At 68.9% G+C, this 15,147-nt stretch carries 15 protein-coding genes; 5 read left to right on the top strand and 10 right to left on the bottom strand.

Features of this window, described 5'->3' with window-relative positions; translation table 11 throughout:
• Nucleotides 1-592 precede the first annotated feature (592 nt).
• The 8 genes from VGF12_RS22110 to VGF12_RS22075 all read right to left on the bottom strand — a co-directional run bounded on the left by VGF12_RS22110 (nt 593) and on the right by VGF12_RS22075 (nt 6,626).
• Nucleotides 593-1,162: a YceI family protein gene (locus VGF12_RS22110; protein WP_331178208.1), complete on the bottom strand. Its 570-nt coding sequence runs from the start codon at nt 1,160-1,162 to the stop codon at nt 593-595.
• Nucleotides 1,163-1,193: 31 nt separating this feature from the next.
• Nucleotides 1,194-1,727: a YceI family protein gene (locus VGF12_RS22105; protein ID WP_331178207.1), complete on the bottom strand. Its 534-nt coding sequence runs from the start codon at nt 1,725-1,727 to the stop codon at nt 1,194-1,196.
• A gap of 16 nt (nt 1,728-1,743) precedes the next feature.
• Nucleotides 1,744-2,280 (bottom strand): cytochrome b, encoded by a 537-nt coding sequence (locus VGF12_RS22100; protein ID WP_331178206.1) that lies wholly within the window; start codon nt 2,278-2,280, stop codon nt 1,744-1,746.
• A gap of 102 nt (nt 2,281-2,382) precedes the next feature.
• Nucleotides 2,383-3,309, bottom strand: coding sequence for a DMT family transporter (locus VGF12_RS22095; RefSeq protein WP_414710183.1), 927 nt, complete (start codon nt 3,307-3,309; stop codon nt 2,383-2,385).
• A 59-nt stretch (nt 3,310-3,368) separates the two neighbouring features.
• The gene (locus tag VGF12_RS22090; RefSeq protein WP_331178205.1) at nt 3,369-4,013 is read right to left on the bottom strand and encodes a PEP-CTERM sorting domain-containing protein; all 645 of its coding nucleotides are present in this window, start codon (nt 4,011-4,013) and stop codon (nt 3,369-3,371) included.
• Between the two features lie 150 nt (nt 4,014-4,163).
• Entirely contained in the window at nt 4,164-4,883 is a 720-nt protein-coding gene (locus tag VGF12_RS22085) for a site-2 protease family protein (protein ID WP_331178204.1), read from the bottom strand.
• A complete protein-coding gene (locus VGF12_RS22080; RefSeq protein WP_331178203.1) occupies nt 4,883-5,761 on the bottom strand; it encodes a DUF2167 domain-containing protein in 879 nt (292 codons plus the stop codon). Before VGF12_RS22080 ends, VGF12_RS22085 begins: the two co-directional genes overlap by 1 nt.
• An 85-nt stretch (nt 5,762-5,846) precedes the next feature.
• Complete coding sequence (locus tag VGF12_RS22075) at nt 5,847-6,626, bottom strand: transporter substrate-binding domain-containing protein (RefSeq protein ID WP_331178202.1); 780 nt, start codon at nt 6,624-6,626, stop codon at nt 5,847-5,849.
• Nucleotides 6,627-6,751: 125 nt separating this feature from the next.
• Between VGF12_RS22075 and VGF12_RS22070 the strand changes: the two genes are divergently transcribed.
• Nucleotides 6,752-7,264 carry a nuclear transport factor 2 family protein gene (locus VGF12_RS22070; RefSeq protein WP_331178201.1) on the top strand — a complete coding sequence of 171 codons (513 nt, stop codon included), beginning with the start codon at nt 6,752-6,754 and terminating at the stop codon, nt 7,262-7,264.
• Nucleotides 7,265-7,698: 434 nt separating this feature from the next.
• On the opposite strand, the gene VGF12_RS22065 is transcribed toward VGF12_RS22070, so the two are convergent.
• Nucleotides 7,699-11,256, bottom strand: a complete 3,558-nt coding sequence (locus tag VGF12_RS22065; protein WP_331178200.1) for an indolepyruvate ferredoxin oxidoreductase family protein — start codon at nt 11,254-11,256, stop codon at nt 7,699-7,701.
• 219 nt (nt 11,257-11,475) lie between these two features.
• Between VGF12_RS22065 and VGF12_RS22060 the strand changes: the two genes are divergently transcribed.
• From VGF12_RS22060 to VGF12_RS22045, 4 genes are all read left to right on the top strand, one after another.
• Nucleotides 11,476-11,973 carry an Lrp/AsnC family transcriptional regulator gene (locus tag VGF12_RS22060; protein ID WP_331178199.1) on the top strand — a complete coding sequence of 166 codons (498 nt, stop codon included), beginning with the start codon at nt 11,476-11,478 and terminating at the stop codon, nt 11,971-11,973.
• 12 nt (nt 11,974-11,985) lie between these two features.
• Nucleotides 11,986-12,723: a metallophosphoesterase family protein gene (locus VGF12_RS22055; RefSeq protein ID WP_331178198.1), complete on the top strand. Its 738-nt coding sequence runs from the start codon at nt 11,986-11,988 to the stop codon at nt 12,721-12,723.
• 66 nt (nt 12,724-12,789) lie between these two features.
• The gene (locus VGF12_RS22050; protein ID WP_331178209.1) at nt 12,790-13,677 is read left to right on the top strand and encodes an EamA family transporter; all 888 of its coding nucleotides are present in this window, start codon (nt 12,790-12,792) and stop codon (nt 13,675-13,677) included.
• Nucleotides 13,678-13,699: 22 nt separating this feature from the next.
• Nucleotides 13,700-14,326 (top strand): hypothetical protein, encoded by a 627-nt coding sequence (locus VGF12_RS22045; RefSeq protein WP_331178197.1) that lies wholly within the window; start codon nt 13,700-13,702, stop codon nt 14,324-14,326.
• On the opposite strand, the gene VGF12_RS22040 is transcribed toward VGF12_RS22045, so the two are convergent.
• A partial coding sequence (locus VGF12_RS22040; RefSeq protein ID WP_331178196.1) for an isocitrate lyase/phosphoenolpyruvate mutase family protein occupies nt 14,317-15,147 on the bottom strand: 831 nt, incomplete at its 5' end. The two genes, VGF12_RS22045 and VGF12_RS22040, sit on opposite strands and share 10 nt — an antisense overlap.

The following is a 15,147-nucleotide window of genomic DNA, read 5'->3' as shown; positions in this document are numbered from 1 at the left end:
CCACGTTGACGCCGATGAGCAGCGCCAGCGACAGCAGCGCGAAGCGCTTCCAGCTGATGCCCACCAGCCAGCCGGCGTAGGCGTGGAAGGCACGCACCGCGGCGGCCGAAAAGCGCTGCCAGCGCTCGATCCAGAGCTTTTGCTGGGGGCTGGGGGTGAAGGAGGTACTCATGGCTGGGAATCGTCGTTGGGAGCCACTGTACGCAAGCGTTTTGCGCGGCGTGGGGCCCAAGCGACGCTCCGCCCTGCCCGGGGGACGAACTGCACCGGCATGCGACAGGCCGTGGGGACGGATGCAGCACACGGGGCCGCCCTCATCGGCAGCCCCCTGGCCACTCCCATCTGCATGCGGGCGCGTCCCGGCGCGCACCGGCCGGTTCGGGCGGTTCGGGCGGTTCGGGCGTCCGCGCCATGCCGAAGTTCGCCTGACAGCCCTGGGCTGCGCCGACCCGCGCCCGGCTGCCCCTGGGACGGGCCACAGGCTTCGGCGCTGGCAGGTGGACGCCCCTGTGCCCGCAGGCGTGCGCCCAGGCGGACGCACCAAAGACAAGGCCCGCCATGGGGCGGGCCTTGTGGGGGGAGGGTGCAGTGCTTAAGGCTGCTTGATGGCCTCGACCTGGATCAGCAGGCGCACGGCGTCGGGAATGGCCGGCACACCGTAGCTCACGCCCCACTGGCTGCGCTGGATGGTGGTCTCGAAGTCGCCACCGCAGACCTCGCGCTTCAGGCGCGGCTGCTCGTAGCAGTTGAAGCTGGTGGCCGTCAGCGTGACGGGGTTGGTCTTGTCGCGCAGCGTCAGCATGCCGGACACGCTGGCGACCTTGTCGCCGTTGAAGACGAACTTGTCACCGACGAACTTGGCCGTCGGGAACTGCTCCACGGCGAAGAAGTCGTTGCCCTTCAGGTGGCCGTCGAACGGGCCGATGCCGGTAGAGATGGAGCTCATGTCCAGCGTGAGCTCGACCTTGCCGGTCTTGGCAGCCTTGTCCAGCGTGACGGTGCCTTCCTTCTTGTCCCAGCGGCCGCGGTTGGTGCTGGTGCCGAAGTGCTTGGCCTCGAAGAACACCTGGGTGTGGGTGGGATCGATGGCGTAGGTGCCACTCTGGGCCTGGGCGGCGCCGGCGGCGGCCAGCAGGGCGGTGAGGAACAGGGCTTTCTTCATCGGGGGGTCTCCGAGGGTGGGTTGGATGCGATTACAGGCCGCTGAAGGCCAGCTTGAACTTGACGGTGACGTCGTTGGCGACCATGGAGGTGTCGGCCCATTCGCCGTCGCCGATCTTGAAATCCAGGCGCTTGATGACCACGCTGCCGGAGGCGACGCCCGAGGCCAGCGTGATCGGCACGACGACGTCACGGCTGGCTCCCTTGATGGTCAGCTTGCCCGCCACGTCGTATTTGCTGGGTCCGGTGGGCTTGATGCCGCTGGACACGAACGTGGCCTTGCCGTTGCGCTTGGTGTCGAACCACGGCGTGCCGGCCAGTTCCTTGTCAAAGCTGGGGTCGCCGAGGGATACGCTGCCCAGGTCCACGGTGAAGGCGATCTTGCCGGCCTCGGGCTTCTTGACGTCGAAGTCCAGCTGAGCCTCGAACTTCCGGAACTTGCCGTCGACCGGTACGCCCATCTGCTTGAAGGTGAAGCCGAGGTCGCTTTTCTCCGGCTGCAGCGTGGCGGCCTGGGTGGGCAGGATGGCCGCGGCGAGCAGCAGGGCGGCGAACAGTTTCGTCATGGCGGAAAGTCCTTGATCAGGAGCGGCGCAGGGACATGCGGGCCATCAGGCCGTCGCGGTCGATGAGTTGATGCTTGAGCGCGCCGGCCACATGGGCCAGCACCAGCGCGGCCAGGCCATACGCCAGCCAGCCGTGGACCTCTTCCAACAGCTTGCCGAGGTCCGGGTCCTTGGGCACGAAGTCGGGCAGCGGCAGCACGCCGAACCAGACGATGGGGACGCCCTTGGCCGAACTCATCGCCCAGCCGGTCAGCGGCACGGCGAAGAACGCGGCATAGAGCAGGCCATGGGTGACGTGCGCGACGCCCGCCTGCCAGGCCGGCATGGGTGCGTCGGCGGGTGGACGGTGCGTCAGGCGCCACAGCAGCCGCAGCGCGGACAGCGCCAAGATGGTCATACCGGCCCATTTATGCCAGTTGAAAAGCTTGAGCCGCGTCGGAGAGAACGGCAGGTCGGCCATGTACACGCCCATGCAGAAAGCGCCGACGATGGCCAGCGCGAGCAGCCAGTGCAGCACGATGGCAACGGGGGTATAGCGGGCGGGGCTCGTCATGGGCATGCAGTGTGTTCCCGAAGGACCGGGGTTCGGTTCATCGGCCTTGTCGCCAATATTCAGCGATTTTGAACACTGCCGCCCCTCTGGGGTCAATCCGGTTCAGCGGGCAGCCTTTTTCAGCCCCACCATGAAGACCCCGCCCAGCACCAAGCCGGTGCCCACGGCGATCCACCCGTTCATCGGCTCGCCGAGGAGAAAGTAGCTCATCAAGATGGTGCTCATCGGGCCCACCATGCCAACCTGCGCCGCCAGCGGCGCCCCGACGCGGGCAATGGCCAGCATGACCATCAGCACGGGTGCCACCGTGCAGGCGGTGGCGTTCAGCAGCGACAGCCACAGCACCGGCTCGCTGACCCAGGCCTCCTCCAGCGGCCGCAGCAGGAGGAACTGGGCGATGCACAGCACGCAGGCGACGCTGCTGGCCAGGCCGGTCAGCCGCAGCGCCCCCAGGCGCTGCACGACCCTGCCGCTGAGCGCCAGGTAGATCGCATAGCTGACCGCACTGCCGAACACCAGCGCCGCGCCCAACGCCGTGGCGCTGCCTTCGAAATGCAGCTCGTGGGCGAACACGGCGACGACGCCGGCATAGCTGATCGCCAGCGCCAGCACCTGCCGCCCCTGCAACCGGTGGTGGAAGAACACGACCGACAGCAGCAGCACCAGCGTCGGGTTCAGGTACAGGATCAGCCGCTCCAGGCTCGCCGAGATGTAGGCCAGGCCCGCGAAGTCGAGGTAGCTGGCGAGGTAGTAGCCGGTGAAGCCCAGCACCACGATGTCGCGCCAGTCGCGCGCCGTGAGCGGGGGCCGGCCCCGGCCGGCCCACCAGGCCAGCAGCAGGAACAGCGGGAAGGCCAGCAGCATGCGCCACATCAGCAGCGTGACGGCGTCGACGCCGTGGCGGTAGGCCAGCTTGACGATGATGGCCTTGCCCGAGAAGCCGATGGCACCCAGCATGGCCAGCAGAAGGCCGGACCATTTTGGCTTGACGACGGGGGCGGCGAAGGACGTGGCGGCCATGGTGCCCATGGTGCCTTCACTTCGCGGCGTGCGGGCTTTCCCCGTCGTCGACGCCCGCTTCGCCGAAATCAGCGGGCCGCGCGGCGGCGGACGGCCAGCGCACCGGCACCCGCGACCAGCAGCAGGGCCAGCGAGCCGGGCTCGGGCAGCCGCTGACCGGTGGCGGTCGCGCTGAGCTTGAGGCTGAGGATCTCGAAGTCCTCCACGGCCGGCGCGCCCTGCTGGTCGTCGATCAGGCGCACGCGGCGCTCGCCAGCCCAATCCGACAGGTCGAGGTCGGTGGGCAGGGCCAGGCCGTTCAGCGCCGTCTTGGTGTAGTCGAACAGCATCACGAACATGCCGGAGAAGATGATGTGCAACGCATCTTCCGAGCAGACGTCACAGGCGGGGTCGAGGTCCATGACGTTCCAGGTCAGGCCGTTGGCGACGATGGTGCGGCCGTCGAGCGCCCCGCCGGTGACCTGGCCCGTCAGGAACCCCCCACCCGCGTAGCTCTGGGCCAGGACAACGTTGCCCAGACCGAAGACGGTGGGCGAGCTGGGGGCGGTGGTCTCCCAGCCGAAGCGACCCTGAACCGTGGCGCCGTTGCTGGCCTGGCCGGTGTAGTCAAAAGAAACCAGCGCGGCCTGTGCCGGTGCGTTGGCGAACAAGGCGATGGCGCCGGCAAGGGTGGCGAGCGTGGTGCGCAGTGCACTGAAAGGAGAACGGGTCATGGCATTGATCCTGAATCGTTGGGGTATCGGGAGGTCCGACACCCCTGCGGGGAGCGCCGTCCACGAGGCCTCGGGGCCTGGTGGAGGAATTCTGGGAAATGCCGGATTCAGTCTCGTTTCACGCACCGTTTCATTTGTTGCCGCATCGGCTCACGCCCGGGCGGTGGCCAGCATCTCGTGTACGTCGTGGCACATGACGGCCAGATAGGCGGCCAGCACCAGGTAGTAGGTCGCGTACTCCCACTTCACTGCGGCGGGCACGGCGTAGTAGATCTGGGCCTCGGGGCTGTCGCCGCGATGCTTCCAGGCCTTGACGAGCTGCGGCCAGGCCAGCACGGCCATCAGGATCAGCATGGGGCTGGGCCGCCAGAAGAACAGCGCGACGAGCAGCGGCGCGCCCAGCAGCCAGATGCGCGGCGACAGCACGGCCGTGATACGGCCGCCGTCGAAGGGCGACAGCGGGATCAGGTTGAACAGATTCAGGAAGAAGCCGCTGTAGGCCACGGCCAGCAGCCAGTCGGCATTCCAGCTGCGCGCCAGCAAATAGGCCACGGTCGCGCCGACCGTGCCGAGCAGTGGGCCGCCCAGGCCCACGAAGGCCTCGGTCTTGGCGTCATGCGGCATGTCCTTCAACTCCACCCAGGCGCCGACGAAGGGGATGAAGGTCGGCGCGCCGACGTTCAGGCCCTTGTAGCGCGCCGCGATGAAGTGGCCCATCTCGTGCACGAACAGCATCACGATGAAGCCTGCCGCATAGCGCCAGCCGAAGATCCATGCGTAGACGACCAGCGAGATCAGCATGGTCCCGCCGGTGGTCAACAGTTTGCCGAACTTGGCGCCCGACAGCGCCAGTGCGAGCAGCTTCAGCATCAGGCCGCCGGCTTCTTGCGTTTGAGGAACTTCGTGAAAGCGGCACCGACGCCGATGACCGCAATGAAGATGATCTTCGCGAACTTGGCGACAAAGGCGAAGACGACCGCCAGCAGGCCCAGCTTCTTCGCGCCCACACCCAGCACCAGCGCCGCGAGGCCGTACTCGGCGACATGGTCCGTGGACGCGTCGAAGTCCTCGTAGCGCTTGCCCTTGTCGAACTCCAGCGCGCCCAGCAGCGCCTTGGCATCGGGCTTCTGGGCCGGCAGGTCCGCCAGGCCGGTGACGAAGTTCAGGCTCAGGTAACCCTCACGGCCCAGCGCATAGGTGTTGTAGTTGACACCTTGGCCGGCCTCGGCCGGCGCGCCCTTTTCCTTGGAGCTCATGGCCCACACAAGGTGGTGCCTCGTCGCCTCGTAGGCGGGCACCTCGGCCCAGCCGGTGATCTCGATCGGCGCCACACCCATCTTCTTGCGTTCCTCGTTGCTGGCCTCGGTGCCTTCCTTGTAGCTGGCCAGCAGGTCGTCGGCCTTCCACTCCTTGGCGTCGCCGTCCTTCACGTAGCCGGACGCGATGTAGCGCAACGTCGCAAACCACTGCGCATCGCCTTGGGGAAAGATCAACCCGGTCAGCTCGCTGTGCTCGCCCGGATTGCCCATCGCGGTCAGCAGCTTGCCGGCCTGGGGCTGCGGAATGAAGACGCGGTCGGCCGGCAGGTGCAGCGTGGCTTGGCCGGCGATGGCAATGTCGGCGGGGCCGGCCTTGGCGGCCGCCTTGGCCTCGGTCCAGGCGGGGTTCTCGGGCCCGTCGGCCGCCTGCGCCATGCCGCTCAGGCACAGGCCGATGGCGGCCAGCAGGCCGCGTAGCGCGTTCTTCATGTGTTCTCCCTTGGAAAGGGGCGCAGTCTAGGCAGGCTGTGGCGCGGCACTGCTCAGGGATTGCGAGCCAATGGGAAGTTTCACTTCAGCTCAATCCATAGGCGGCCCGAAGGCGGGCGGCCACGCCGCTGGCCTCCAGGGCCCGCATGGCGGCGAGCAGGCGGGCCAGGCGCTCCGGCGCCAAGCCGGGCGCGTAGGCCAGCAGGAGGTCCTGGCGGCGGAAGACGGTGGGCAGGATGCGCACCTGGGCTTGCAGCCCCTGCGCCTGGATCGCGCGCTGCAGCGAGGATTCGGAGTCGTAGAGGAACCGGGCCCGTGCGCTGACCAGCTTGCGCAGATTCTGGTCCAGGGCCGTCGCCCCGTCGTCCACGTCGAGCCCGACCTGCTCCCGGAGGAAGGCGGCGTAGCCGCTGCCCTTGGTCGTGAGCACGCGCCCGTCGCTGCCGAGCGCGCGCAGGTCGCCGAAGCTGCGCACCTGCTCGGCCTGCACATCCGTAGCCAGCACCGCGATGTGGTGGAAGATGGTGTAGATGCGAGGGCTGTCGGCGAATCGGAACAGTGCCTCGCGCTCCGGCGTCTTCAGCATCGCAAAGAAGACATCGATGCGGCCAGCCGCCAGGTCCTGTTCAATGCGCAGCGTCGGCAGCACCTCCTGCAGGCCGGTGAAGTCCAGGCTGGGTTCGAGGCGCTTCAACGCCTGGATGTACTCGATGCAAAAGCCTTGCGGCCCGGTCCCGCCCGGGTTGTACTTGTGCGCAAAGCCGGCCTGGGAGGCCGAGCGCAGGACCAGAGGTTGCGGCTGGGCCTGGGCGGTCGGCAGCAACCCAGGCATCAGGCCGAGTTGCAGGGCGAGGCGGCGACGCATGCCTGGCACTGTAGGCGACGGACGCCCCCGCCTCACCGCCGCAGCCCGGGAAAATCGGCGTTTTCCGCGGTGCGCCTGATTGCGGCCTGTTGTCCAATGCGCGCGACGACATAGAGGGAAACGCGATGACGGCGTTCGACAGCCGGCGGCGGGTGCGATGCACCGCGGCGGCCGGCTTGGTACTGATGGCGCTGGGCAGCGGCTGCACGACGGCACCGCAGGTGCGCGTGTCGCCGCCACTGCGCTGCGACGATCCGCGCAGCCAATGCGTCAACGACCTGATGCAGGCGCTGGAAGACTGGAAGGACGCCTACAACGCACGCGACCCGCGGCGCCTGCAGCCGCTGTACGCGCCGGGCGCGCTGATCACCGACGACGAGTATTCGGCCGTGCCGCTGGGCGGCACGGCGCTGCCCGAGTTCTTCGACCAGATGGCGCAGCGGCCGACGGCGCGCATGCGCTGGATCATCGGCAACTTCAAGGTGTTCGGCGACACGGCGGTTCGCTCCGGCGAGTATGAGTTCACCGAACAGATCGACGGCCAGGCAAAGACGCGGCCGGCGCGCTACAGCTTTGCCTACCAACGCATCGAGGGCCGCTGGCTGATCATCCTGCAGCACTCCACCGTCCGTCCGTGAGCCGCTCCGGCCTCGCGGGACGCGACGCCCAACCCACGGTTCCCGCGGCCCCCCCATCCTTGCCGAAAGCAGGCCCGATCCAGCAACGCGAACTGACGTCCCACAGGCAGCCAGCGGCATGACGCACCGCCCCGTGCTTGCCAGCTGGTCGGCGCCGGGACCTTCGGCGCGCGCCAGCGGCGCTGGTCTGCCCGGAGGCAGATCAGCAGATCCACAGCGTGGCGATGCGGTCCCTGCCCGCTAAGGAGCCGCCGGTGGCGTCCAGGCTGGCGCTGGTCTCAAGGGCCGGCGCCGAGCTGGCCAGCAGCGCAGGCTGTTTCAGCGCGGCCCTGAAAAGGCGGCCCCGCAGGGGCTGTCCAGATCCATGGCCCGCGCCGTCCGTGCCGCCGTCCTCAAGGCGCCCGAGAAGGCCGGTTACTGATCGGCCCCCGACTTCAGTCCTGCGCCTGCCACCGCGCCATCAGGCCGTCCCACTTGGCCCGGGCGGCGCGGAGGTGGCGCTCCTTCACATGGCCGTAGCCGCGGATCTCCTCGGGGATGCGGGCGATGTCGACCGCCAGCGCCAGGCGCCCGGCCGTCAGCCCCTTCGCCAGCAGCGCGTCGATGCTGGCACGGTACTCGCCGATCAGCGCGCGCTCCATCCTGCGTTCCGCGGTGTAGCCGAAGACGTCCAGGGCCGTGCCACGCAGGCCCTTGAGCTTGGCCAGCAGGCCGAAAGCGGGACGGATCCAGCCGCCGAACGGGCGCTTCACCAGCTCACCCTTGTCGTTCTTCTTTGCGAAGAGCGGCGGCGCCAGGTGGTGCACCAACTTGTAGTCACCCTCGAACATGCCCGCAATCTTGTGCGTGAACGCGGCATCGGTATGCAGGCGGGCGACCTCGTACTCGTCCTTGTAGGCCATCACCTTGAACAGGTAGCGGGCCACAGCCTCAGTCAGCGTGGTCTTGCCACCCAGCGTGGCCTCGGCCGCACGCACCTTGTCGACGAAGGCCTTGTACTCGGCAGCGTAGGCGGCGTTCTGGTAGCCGGTCAGGAAGTCCACGCGCTTGGCGATGATCTCGTCCACGCTCTGGCGCTTGACGAGCTGGATGACCTGCTGGGCCGCATACAGCGACTGCACGCTCTTCAGGTCGTGCGCGCAGCGGCGGCCCCATTCGAACGCGGCCTTGTTGTTGTCCACCTGAACGCCGTTGAGCTCGATGGCGCGCATCAGCGCGTCGTAGCTCAGCGGGATGCGCCCCTGCTGCCAGGCATAGCCCAGCATCAGCGGGTTGGTGTAGAGCGAGTCGCCCAGCAGCTTGACGGCCACGTCCTCGGCGTCGAAGGCGCCCAGGTGGCCTTCGCCGACGGCCTTGCCCAGCGCCTGCTCGCAGGCCGTGCCGGGGAAGCTCCAGTCCGGGTCATTCACCAGCGTCGCCGTCGGCGAGCCGTGCGTGTTCAGTGCCACGAAGGTGCGGCCCTCGCGCATGACAGCGAGCGTCGCCTTGTTGGCGGCGACGATGGCGTCGCAGGCGATGACGAGGTCCGCCTCGGCCGTACCGACCTTGGTGCAGTAGATGGCCTCGGGCTCGTTGGCGATCTGGATGTGGCTCCAGGTCGCACCGCCCTTCTGGGCCAGGCCCGCGGCGTCCTGGGTGATGACGCCCTTGCCTTCGAGGTGGGCGGCCATACCCAGCAGCTGACCGATGGTGATGACGCCCGTACCGCCCACGCCAGCGACGACGATGCCCCAGGCTTCTTGCGCGTTCGGGATGACCGGCAGTGGCAGCGGCGGCAGGCCCGCGTCGAACGGGCTCTTGCGGGCATCCTTCTTCGGCTTCTTCAGCTCGCCGCCCTCGACGGTGACGAAGCTGGGGCAGAAGCCCTTCACGCAGGAGTAGTCCTTGTTGCAGGTGTTCTGGTTGATCTGGCGCTTGCGGCCGAAGTCGGTTTCCAGCGGCTCCACGCTCAGGCAGTTGGACTGGATGGAACAGTCACCGCAGCCTTCGCAGACCAGCTCGTTGATGACGACGCGCTTCGCCGGGTCCACCATCTTGCCGCGCTTGCGGCGGCGGCGCTTCTCGGTGGCGCAGGTCTGGTCGTAGATGATGGCCGTCGTCCCCGGGATCTCGCGGAACTGGCGCTGGATGCTGTCCAGCTCATCGCGGTGATGCACGGTGACGCCCGGCGCCAGCGCCACCCCCTCGTACTTGGCCGGCTCGTCCGTGACGATGACCAGTTTCTTGACGCCCTCCGAGATCACGCTGTTCATGATCTGGATGACGGTGTGGCCCTCGGGGCGCTCGCCCACCGTCTGGCCGCCGGTCATCGCGACGGCGTCGTTGTAGAGGATCTTGTAGGTGATGTTGACACCCGCGGCGATGCTCTGGCGGATGGCCAGGCTGCCGCTGTGGAAGTAGGTGCCGTCGCCGAGGTTGGAGAAGATGTGCTTCTCGTTCGTGAACGGCGCCTGCCCCACCCAGGGCACCCCCTCGCCGCCCATCTGCGTGAACGTGGCCGTGCTGCGGCCGGGCATCCACGTCACCATGTAGTGACAGCCGATGCCGCCCACGGCGCGCGAGCCTTCGGGCACGCGGGTCGACGTGTTGTGCGGGCAGCCGGAGCAGAACCACGGCGTGCGGTCGGCGCCGCCGGCGGTCTTTTCCTCGGCCTTGAGGGACGCCTCCTTGGCGTCGATGACGGCCAGGCGCGCGTCCAGGCGGGCGACGATGTCGCTGTCCACACCGAGCTTCTTCAGGCGTTTGGCGATGGCGCGGGCAATGATGGCCGGTGTCAGGTCGGCCTGCGGACGCAGCAGCCAGTGGTCGCTGGGATTGGGCACGCTCCATTCGCCCCCCTCGCCGTCGCCGGCGTCGAACTTGCCGAGCACGTTGGGGCGGACGTCCGAGCGCCAGTTGTAGAGCTCTTCCTTGACCTGGTATTCGATGATCTGGCGCTTCTCCTCGACGACCAGGATCTCCTGCAGGCCCTTGGCGAACTCGCGCGCCACCTGCGCCTCCAGCGGCCACACGACGTTGACCTTGTGCAGGCGGATGCCGATACGCCGGCAGGTGTCATCGTCCAGGCCCAAGTCGTGCAGCGCCTGGCGCGTGTCGTTGAAGGCCTTGCCGCTGGTGATGATGCCGAAGCGGTCGTTGGCGCCCTCGATGACGTTGTAGTTCAGGCGGTTGGCGCGGATGTAGGCCAGCGCGGCGTACCACTTGAAGTTCATCATCCGCGACTCCTGCTCCAGCGGCGGGTCGGGCCAGCGGATGTGCAGCCCCCCCTCGGGAACGACGAAGTCCTCGGGCAGGATGATGTTGACGCGGTCGGGGTCCACGCTGACGGAGGCCGACGACTCGACGATCTCCTGGATGGTCTTCATGCCGGCCCACAGGCCGGAGAAGCGGCTCATCGCGAAAGCGTGCAGGCCCATGTCCAGGATGTCCTGCACGCTGCTGGGGAAGAAGGTCGGGAAGCCGACAGCCTTGAAGACGTGGTCGCTCTGGTGGGCGGCCGTGGAGCTCTTGGCAATGTGGTCGTCGCCGGCGATGGCGATGACGCCGCCGTGCTTGGACGTGCCGGCCATGTTGGCGTGCTTGAACACGTCGATGCAACGGTCCACGCCCGGGCCCTTGCCGTACCAGAGGCCGAAGACACCGTCGAACTTGGCCTTCTCGGGGAAGAGGTCCAGTTGCTGCGTGCCCCACACGGCCGTGGCACCCAGTTCCTCGTTCACGCCCGGCTGGAACACGATGTTCTGCTTGGCCAGGTGCTTCTTGGCGGCCCACAGCGCCTGGTCGTAGCCCCCCAGCGGCGAGCCACGGTAGCCGCTGATGAAGCCGGCCGTGTTAAGCCCCGCCATTGCGTCGCGGGTGCGCTGCAGCATGGGCAGCCGCACCAGCGCCTGCACGCCGCTCATGAAGGCGCGGCCATGGTCCAGCGCGTATTTGTCGTCCAGCGTGACGGTCTGCAGCGCGCGCAGGACGTGTTCGGGCAGCGGGGCGTTCATCGGAAGGGTGCTCCTCGGGGTGGCGACCCGTTCGACCTGCCCTTGTGAGGCGGCCGCGCAGGCCATGGGCCAGTATGGCCGGACCGGGCAGTGTAGGGAAATGAGGGCGCGGAGTGCTTTCTCAATTGCGCCCGGATTGCGGACATGTAGCAATTTCCTTGCTTCAATCTGCAGAATTCGCTTCAAATCGCATCGCCATTTCGCCGATCAGGGCAAACCATGAGTTCCGAAGACCCCACCGCCGACGCGCTGGACCGCCACCACATCGCCATCCTGGCGGAGCTGCAGGCCGACGCCCGGCTGTCCAATGCCGAGCTGGCCCAGCGCATCGGCCTGTCGGCCGCGCCCACCTGGCGGCGCGTCAAGTGGCTGGAGGACCAGGGCTACATCACCGGCTACCGCGCCGAGATCGACCGTCGCAAGCTGGGCCTGGGCGTGCTGGCCTTCGTGCGGCTGGACGCCGAGCGCAGCGCCGGCGCCGCCACCAAGCCGCTGGAGGACGCCATCCGCCAGTTGCCCGAGGTCATCGCCTGCCACTACATCTCAGGCACCGGCACCTTTGAACTGCAGGTCATGGTGACCGACCTGGACGCCTTCTCGCGCTTCTCCATCGACACGCTGCTGAACCTGCCCAACGTCAAGGACATCCACACCAGCTTCTCGCTGGGCGAGGTCAAGGCCAGCGGCGTGCTGCCACTGGGCCACCTCGGCGGCTGACAAGGACTCCCAATGCGCCTCGCCCTCGTCTCCGACATCCACGGCAACCTGCCTGCGCTCGAGGCGGTCGTCGCCGACATCGCCCGCCGCGGCGTCGACCAGGTGCTGTGCCTGGGCGACAACCTGTCCGGGCCGCTGCTGCCACGGGAAACGGCGCAATGCCTGATGGCTTCGGGCTGGCACGTGATGGCCGGCAACCACGAACGCCAGATCCTCGAGTGGCAGCCCGGCTCGGGGGGCGCCTCCGACGGCTACGCGTTGTCGCAGCTGGGCAGCGACGAGCTGGACTGGGTGCGCACCCTGCGGCCCATGGAGCAGTGGGCGCCGGACGTCTTCCTGTGCCACGGCACGCCGCGCAGCGACTGCGAGCATTTCCTCGAAACCCCGCGCGCCGGCGTGCTGGGCCTGGCCACGGCCAACGAGATCATCGAGCGCCTGACCGGCCAGACCAGCGCCCTGGTTGCCTGCGGCCACAGCCATCTGCCGCGCTCCCTGCGCAACGCGGCGGGGCAGCTCCTCGTCAACCCGGGCAGCGTGGGCCTGCAGGCCTACGTGGACGACGCGCCGGAACGCTATGTCGTCGAGCGTGGCACGCCAGATGCGAACTACGCCATCGTCGAGCGCCTCGGCGACGCCTGGCTTTGCAGCCAGCATGCCGTGCCCTACGACCACCGTGCGATGGCCGCGCTGGCGCAGCGCAACGGCCGACCGGACTGGGCCCAGGCCCTGCTGACCGGCTACGTGGGCTGACCGCCGCGCCGTCCCCGCGCGGGCCAGGGATAGCCCCCTGCTGGCATAGTCGGCCGCATGGCCCCTCTGCCCCTGCGCCACTTCCTGCTCGCCCTCGCCGTTGTCGCCATCTGGGGCAGCAACTTCGTCGTCATCAAGTACGCGCTGCACACGCTGCCGCCCATGACGCTGGCTGTGCTGCGCTTCAGCTTCGCGCTGGTTCCGGCCTGCTTCTTCCTGCGCCGGCCGGCCGTGGACTGGCGCAACCTGGCCGGCTACGGCGTGCTCATCGGCGTCGGCCAGTTCGGCCTGCTGTACCTGGCGATGCGCAGCCAGATCTCGCCCGGCCTGGCCTCGCTGGTCGTGCAGACCCAGGTCTTCTTCACGCTGCTGCTGGCCGTGCGCATCCGCAAGGAGAAGGTGCTGGGCACGCAATGGCTGGGCCTGGCACTGGCGGCCGGCGGCGTGGGCATCATCGCCTCGCACACCGACGGCACGACGACAGCCCTGGGCGTGACCATGGTGCTGGCCGCTGCCTTCTCGTGGGCCTGCGCCAACCTTCTGACGCAACGGGCCGGCCGTATCGACATGCTGGCCTACGTCGTCTGGAGCAGCGCCTTCGCGGTGCCGCCGCTGCTGGTGCTGGCCTGGCTGATCGACGGCCCCCAGCAGATGGCGGCGGGCGTGCTCGCGGCCGACCTCGGCACCTGGGCCGCCGTGCTTTGGCAGTCGGTGGGCAACACGCTATTCGGGTATGGCGTCTGGAGCTGGCTGCTGGCCCGCCACGCGGCCGGACGCATCGTGCCCATGGCACTGCTGGTGCCGGTGTTCGGCATGGGCTCTGCCAGCCTGTTGCTGGGCGAACCGCTGCCCGCCTGGAAGCTCATCGCCGCAGCGTTGGTGCTGGCCGGTCTGGCGATCAACCTGTTCGGACCCCGGCTTTTGCAGCTGCGCCTCGGACCGGCCCGGGACTAAGCTCCAGCGCATGAAGCGCCGCATGTTGCTACCCTTGATCCTGCTGCCGCTGGCGGCCGGCGCGGCGCCGCCTGCCGTGCCACTCGTCGTCGAGCTGCGCTGGGTGGACAGCAACCTGCCGGCCGCCGCCCAGGGCGGCGTGCGCGATGGCGCCGTCGTCATCGGCACGGCCGGCGCGGTGTCGCCGCGCGGGCCGGGCGTCGTCACGTCCACGGCCACCGCCGCGCCACCCCCGGTCCAACGCCTGCGGGTGCTGAACGGCCAGCGCGCCGACCTGCGGCTGACGACGCGCGAACCGCTGCAGTGGGTGGACGCCGTCGTCGAACTCGACTCCGGCGCCAGACGACCGCCCGGCCCGGCACGCCGCATCTACGCCAGCCCGCGCCAGGGCGAGCGCCACGCGACGCAGTCCTTCACCATCACGCCCACCTGGCCCGGCGGCCGCGCGCCGGTGCGCGTCGCATTCGGCGTGGACAGCGGCGACGAGGCCTTCCAGTCCACGCTGGACCTGCCGCTAGAGCGCTGGCAGACCATTGCGCGCAGCGGCAGCGCCGCCCTGCCGCCGGCGCCCCGCGGCACCCTCAGCAGCCGGGATGCGGCCGGCCAGCCGGAGCGCGAACTGCAACTGCGCCTGTCCGTTCAGCCCTGACGCGCCGGGGCAAAGGCGCCCAACGCACCGTTGATCTGCGGATAGGGCGTCGCTCCGTCGAACAGCTCGGCACCGCCGCCCTCTTCCAGGAACCCAGCCGCCGCCCGCTGCGCGCGGCCCCAGGCCGCCTCGGCGATGGCGCTGCCCGCGCTGATGCGGCGCACGCCCAGGCGCTGCAGCTCGTCAAGCCCCGGCAGCGCCGGCCGCGCCATCACATTGAGCGGCAGCGGTTGGCCGGCCACCAACGCGGCGATGTCCGCCACGGCCGTCACGCCGGCGGCGAAGAGGCCATCCGCGCCGGCCGCCGCGTAGTCGCGCGCCCTCAGCAGCACCTCGTCGGCCGCGCGGCCGGGCGCGAGGTTCTTCAGGTAGACGTCACAGCGCGCGTTGATGAAGAGGTCTATCCCGGCCCGCACCGCCGCGGCCCTGATCGCAGCGATCTTGCGGCACAACAGGGCCGGATCGCCCGCACCGTCCTCCAGGTTGATGCCCACAGCGCCGGCCTCGGCCAGGCGCATGACGTTGTCCGCCGCGGTGGCCGGATCATCGCTGTAGCCGGCCTCGCTGTCGGCGCTCAAAGGCACTCGGGCGACACGGGCGATGCGGCGAATCGCGGCCGCATGCTCCTCGATGGGCAACTGGTTGCCATCGGCATGGCCCAGCGCCCAGGCCAGACCCGCGCTCGTCGTGGCCAGGGCCGGCACGCCCAGCGCTTGCACGAGCACGGCACTGCCGGCGTCCCAGACGTTGGCAATCTTCAGGACCCCGGGGCCCTGGTGGAGTTGGCGGAAGTTCATGACTTTTAGGCGGTGGAGAGGTCG

This window comes from Roseateles sp. (assembly GCF_036404855.1).
Taxonomy (GTDB): domain Bacteria; phylum Pseudomonadota; class Gammaproteobacteria; order Burkholderiales; family Burkholderiaceae_C; genus Pelomonas.
This window is presented reverse-complemented; position numbering and strand designations above follow the sequence as displayed.

What these genes read in the sequence shown, in the direction of transcription:
- VGF12_RS22110 (WP_331178208.1), bottom strand. Translation starts at nt 1,162, where the DNA reads ATGAAGAAAGCCCTGTTCCTCACCGCCCTGCTGGCCGCCGCCGGCGCC.
- VGF12_RS22105 (WP_331178207.1), bottom strand. Translation starts at nt 1,727, where the DNA reads ATGACGAAACTGTTCGCCGCCCTGCTGCTCGCCGCGGCCATCCTGCCC.
- VGF12_RS22100 (WP_331178206.1), bottom strand. Translation starts at nt 2,280, where the DNA reads ATGACGAGCCCCGCCCGCTATACCCCCGTTGCCATCGTGCTGCACTGG.
- VGF12_RS22095 (WP_414710183.1), bottom strand. Translation starts at nt 3,309, where the DNA reads ATGGGCACCATGGCCGCCACGTCCTTCGCCGCCCCCGTCGTCAAGCCA.
- VGF12_RS22090 (WP_331178205.1), bottom strand. Translation starts at nt 4,013, where the DNA reads ATGACCCGTTCTCCTTTCAGTGCACTGCGCACCACGCTCGCCACCCTT.
- VGF12_RS22085 (WP_331178204.1), bottom strand. Translation starts at nt 4,883, where the DNA reads ATGCTGAAGCTGCTCGCACTGGCGCTGTCGGGCGCCAAGTTCGGCAAA.
- VGF12_RS22080 (WP_331178203.1), bottom strand. Translation starts at nt 5,761, where the DNA reads ATGAAGAACGCGCTACGCGGCCTGCTGGCCGCCATCGGCCTGTGCCTG.
- VGF12_RS22075 (WP_331178202.1), bottom strand. Translation starts at nt 6,626, where the DNA reads ATGCGTCGCCGCCTCGCCCTGCAACTCGGCCTGATGCCTGGGTTGCTG.
- VGF12_RS22070 (WP_331178201.1), top strand. Translation starts at nt 6,752, where the DNA reads ATGACGGCGTTCGACAGCCGGCGGCGGGTGCGATGCACCGCGGCGGCC.
- VGF12_RS22065 (WP_331178200.1), bottom strand. Translation starts at nt 11,256, where the DNA reads ATGAACGCCCCGCTGCCCGAACACGTCCTGCGCGCGCTGCAGACCGTC.
- VGF12_RS22060 (WP_331178199.1), top strand. Translation starts at nt 11,476, where the DNA reads ATGAGTTCCGAAGACCCCACCGCCGACGCGCTGGACCGCCACCACATC.
- VGF12_RS22055 (WP_331178198.1), top strand. Translation starts at nt 11,986, where the DNA reads ATGCGCCTCGCCCTCGTCTCCGACATCCACGGCAACCTGCCTGCGCTC.
- VGF12_RS22045 (WP_331178197.1), top strand. Translation starts at nt 13,700, where the DNA reads ATGTTGCTACCCTTGATCCTGCTGCCGCTGGCGGCCGGCGCGGCGCCG.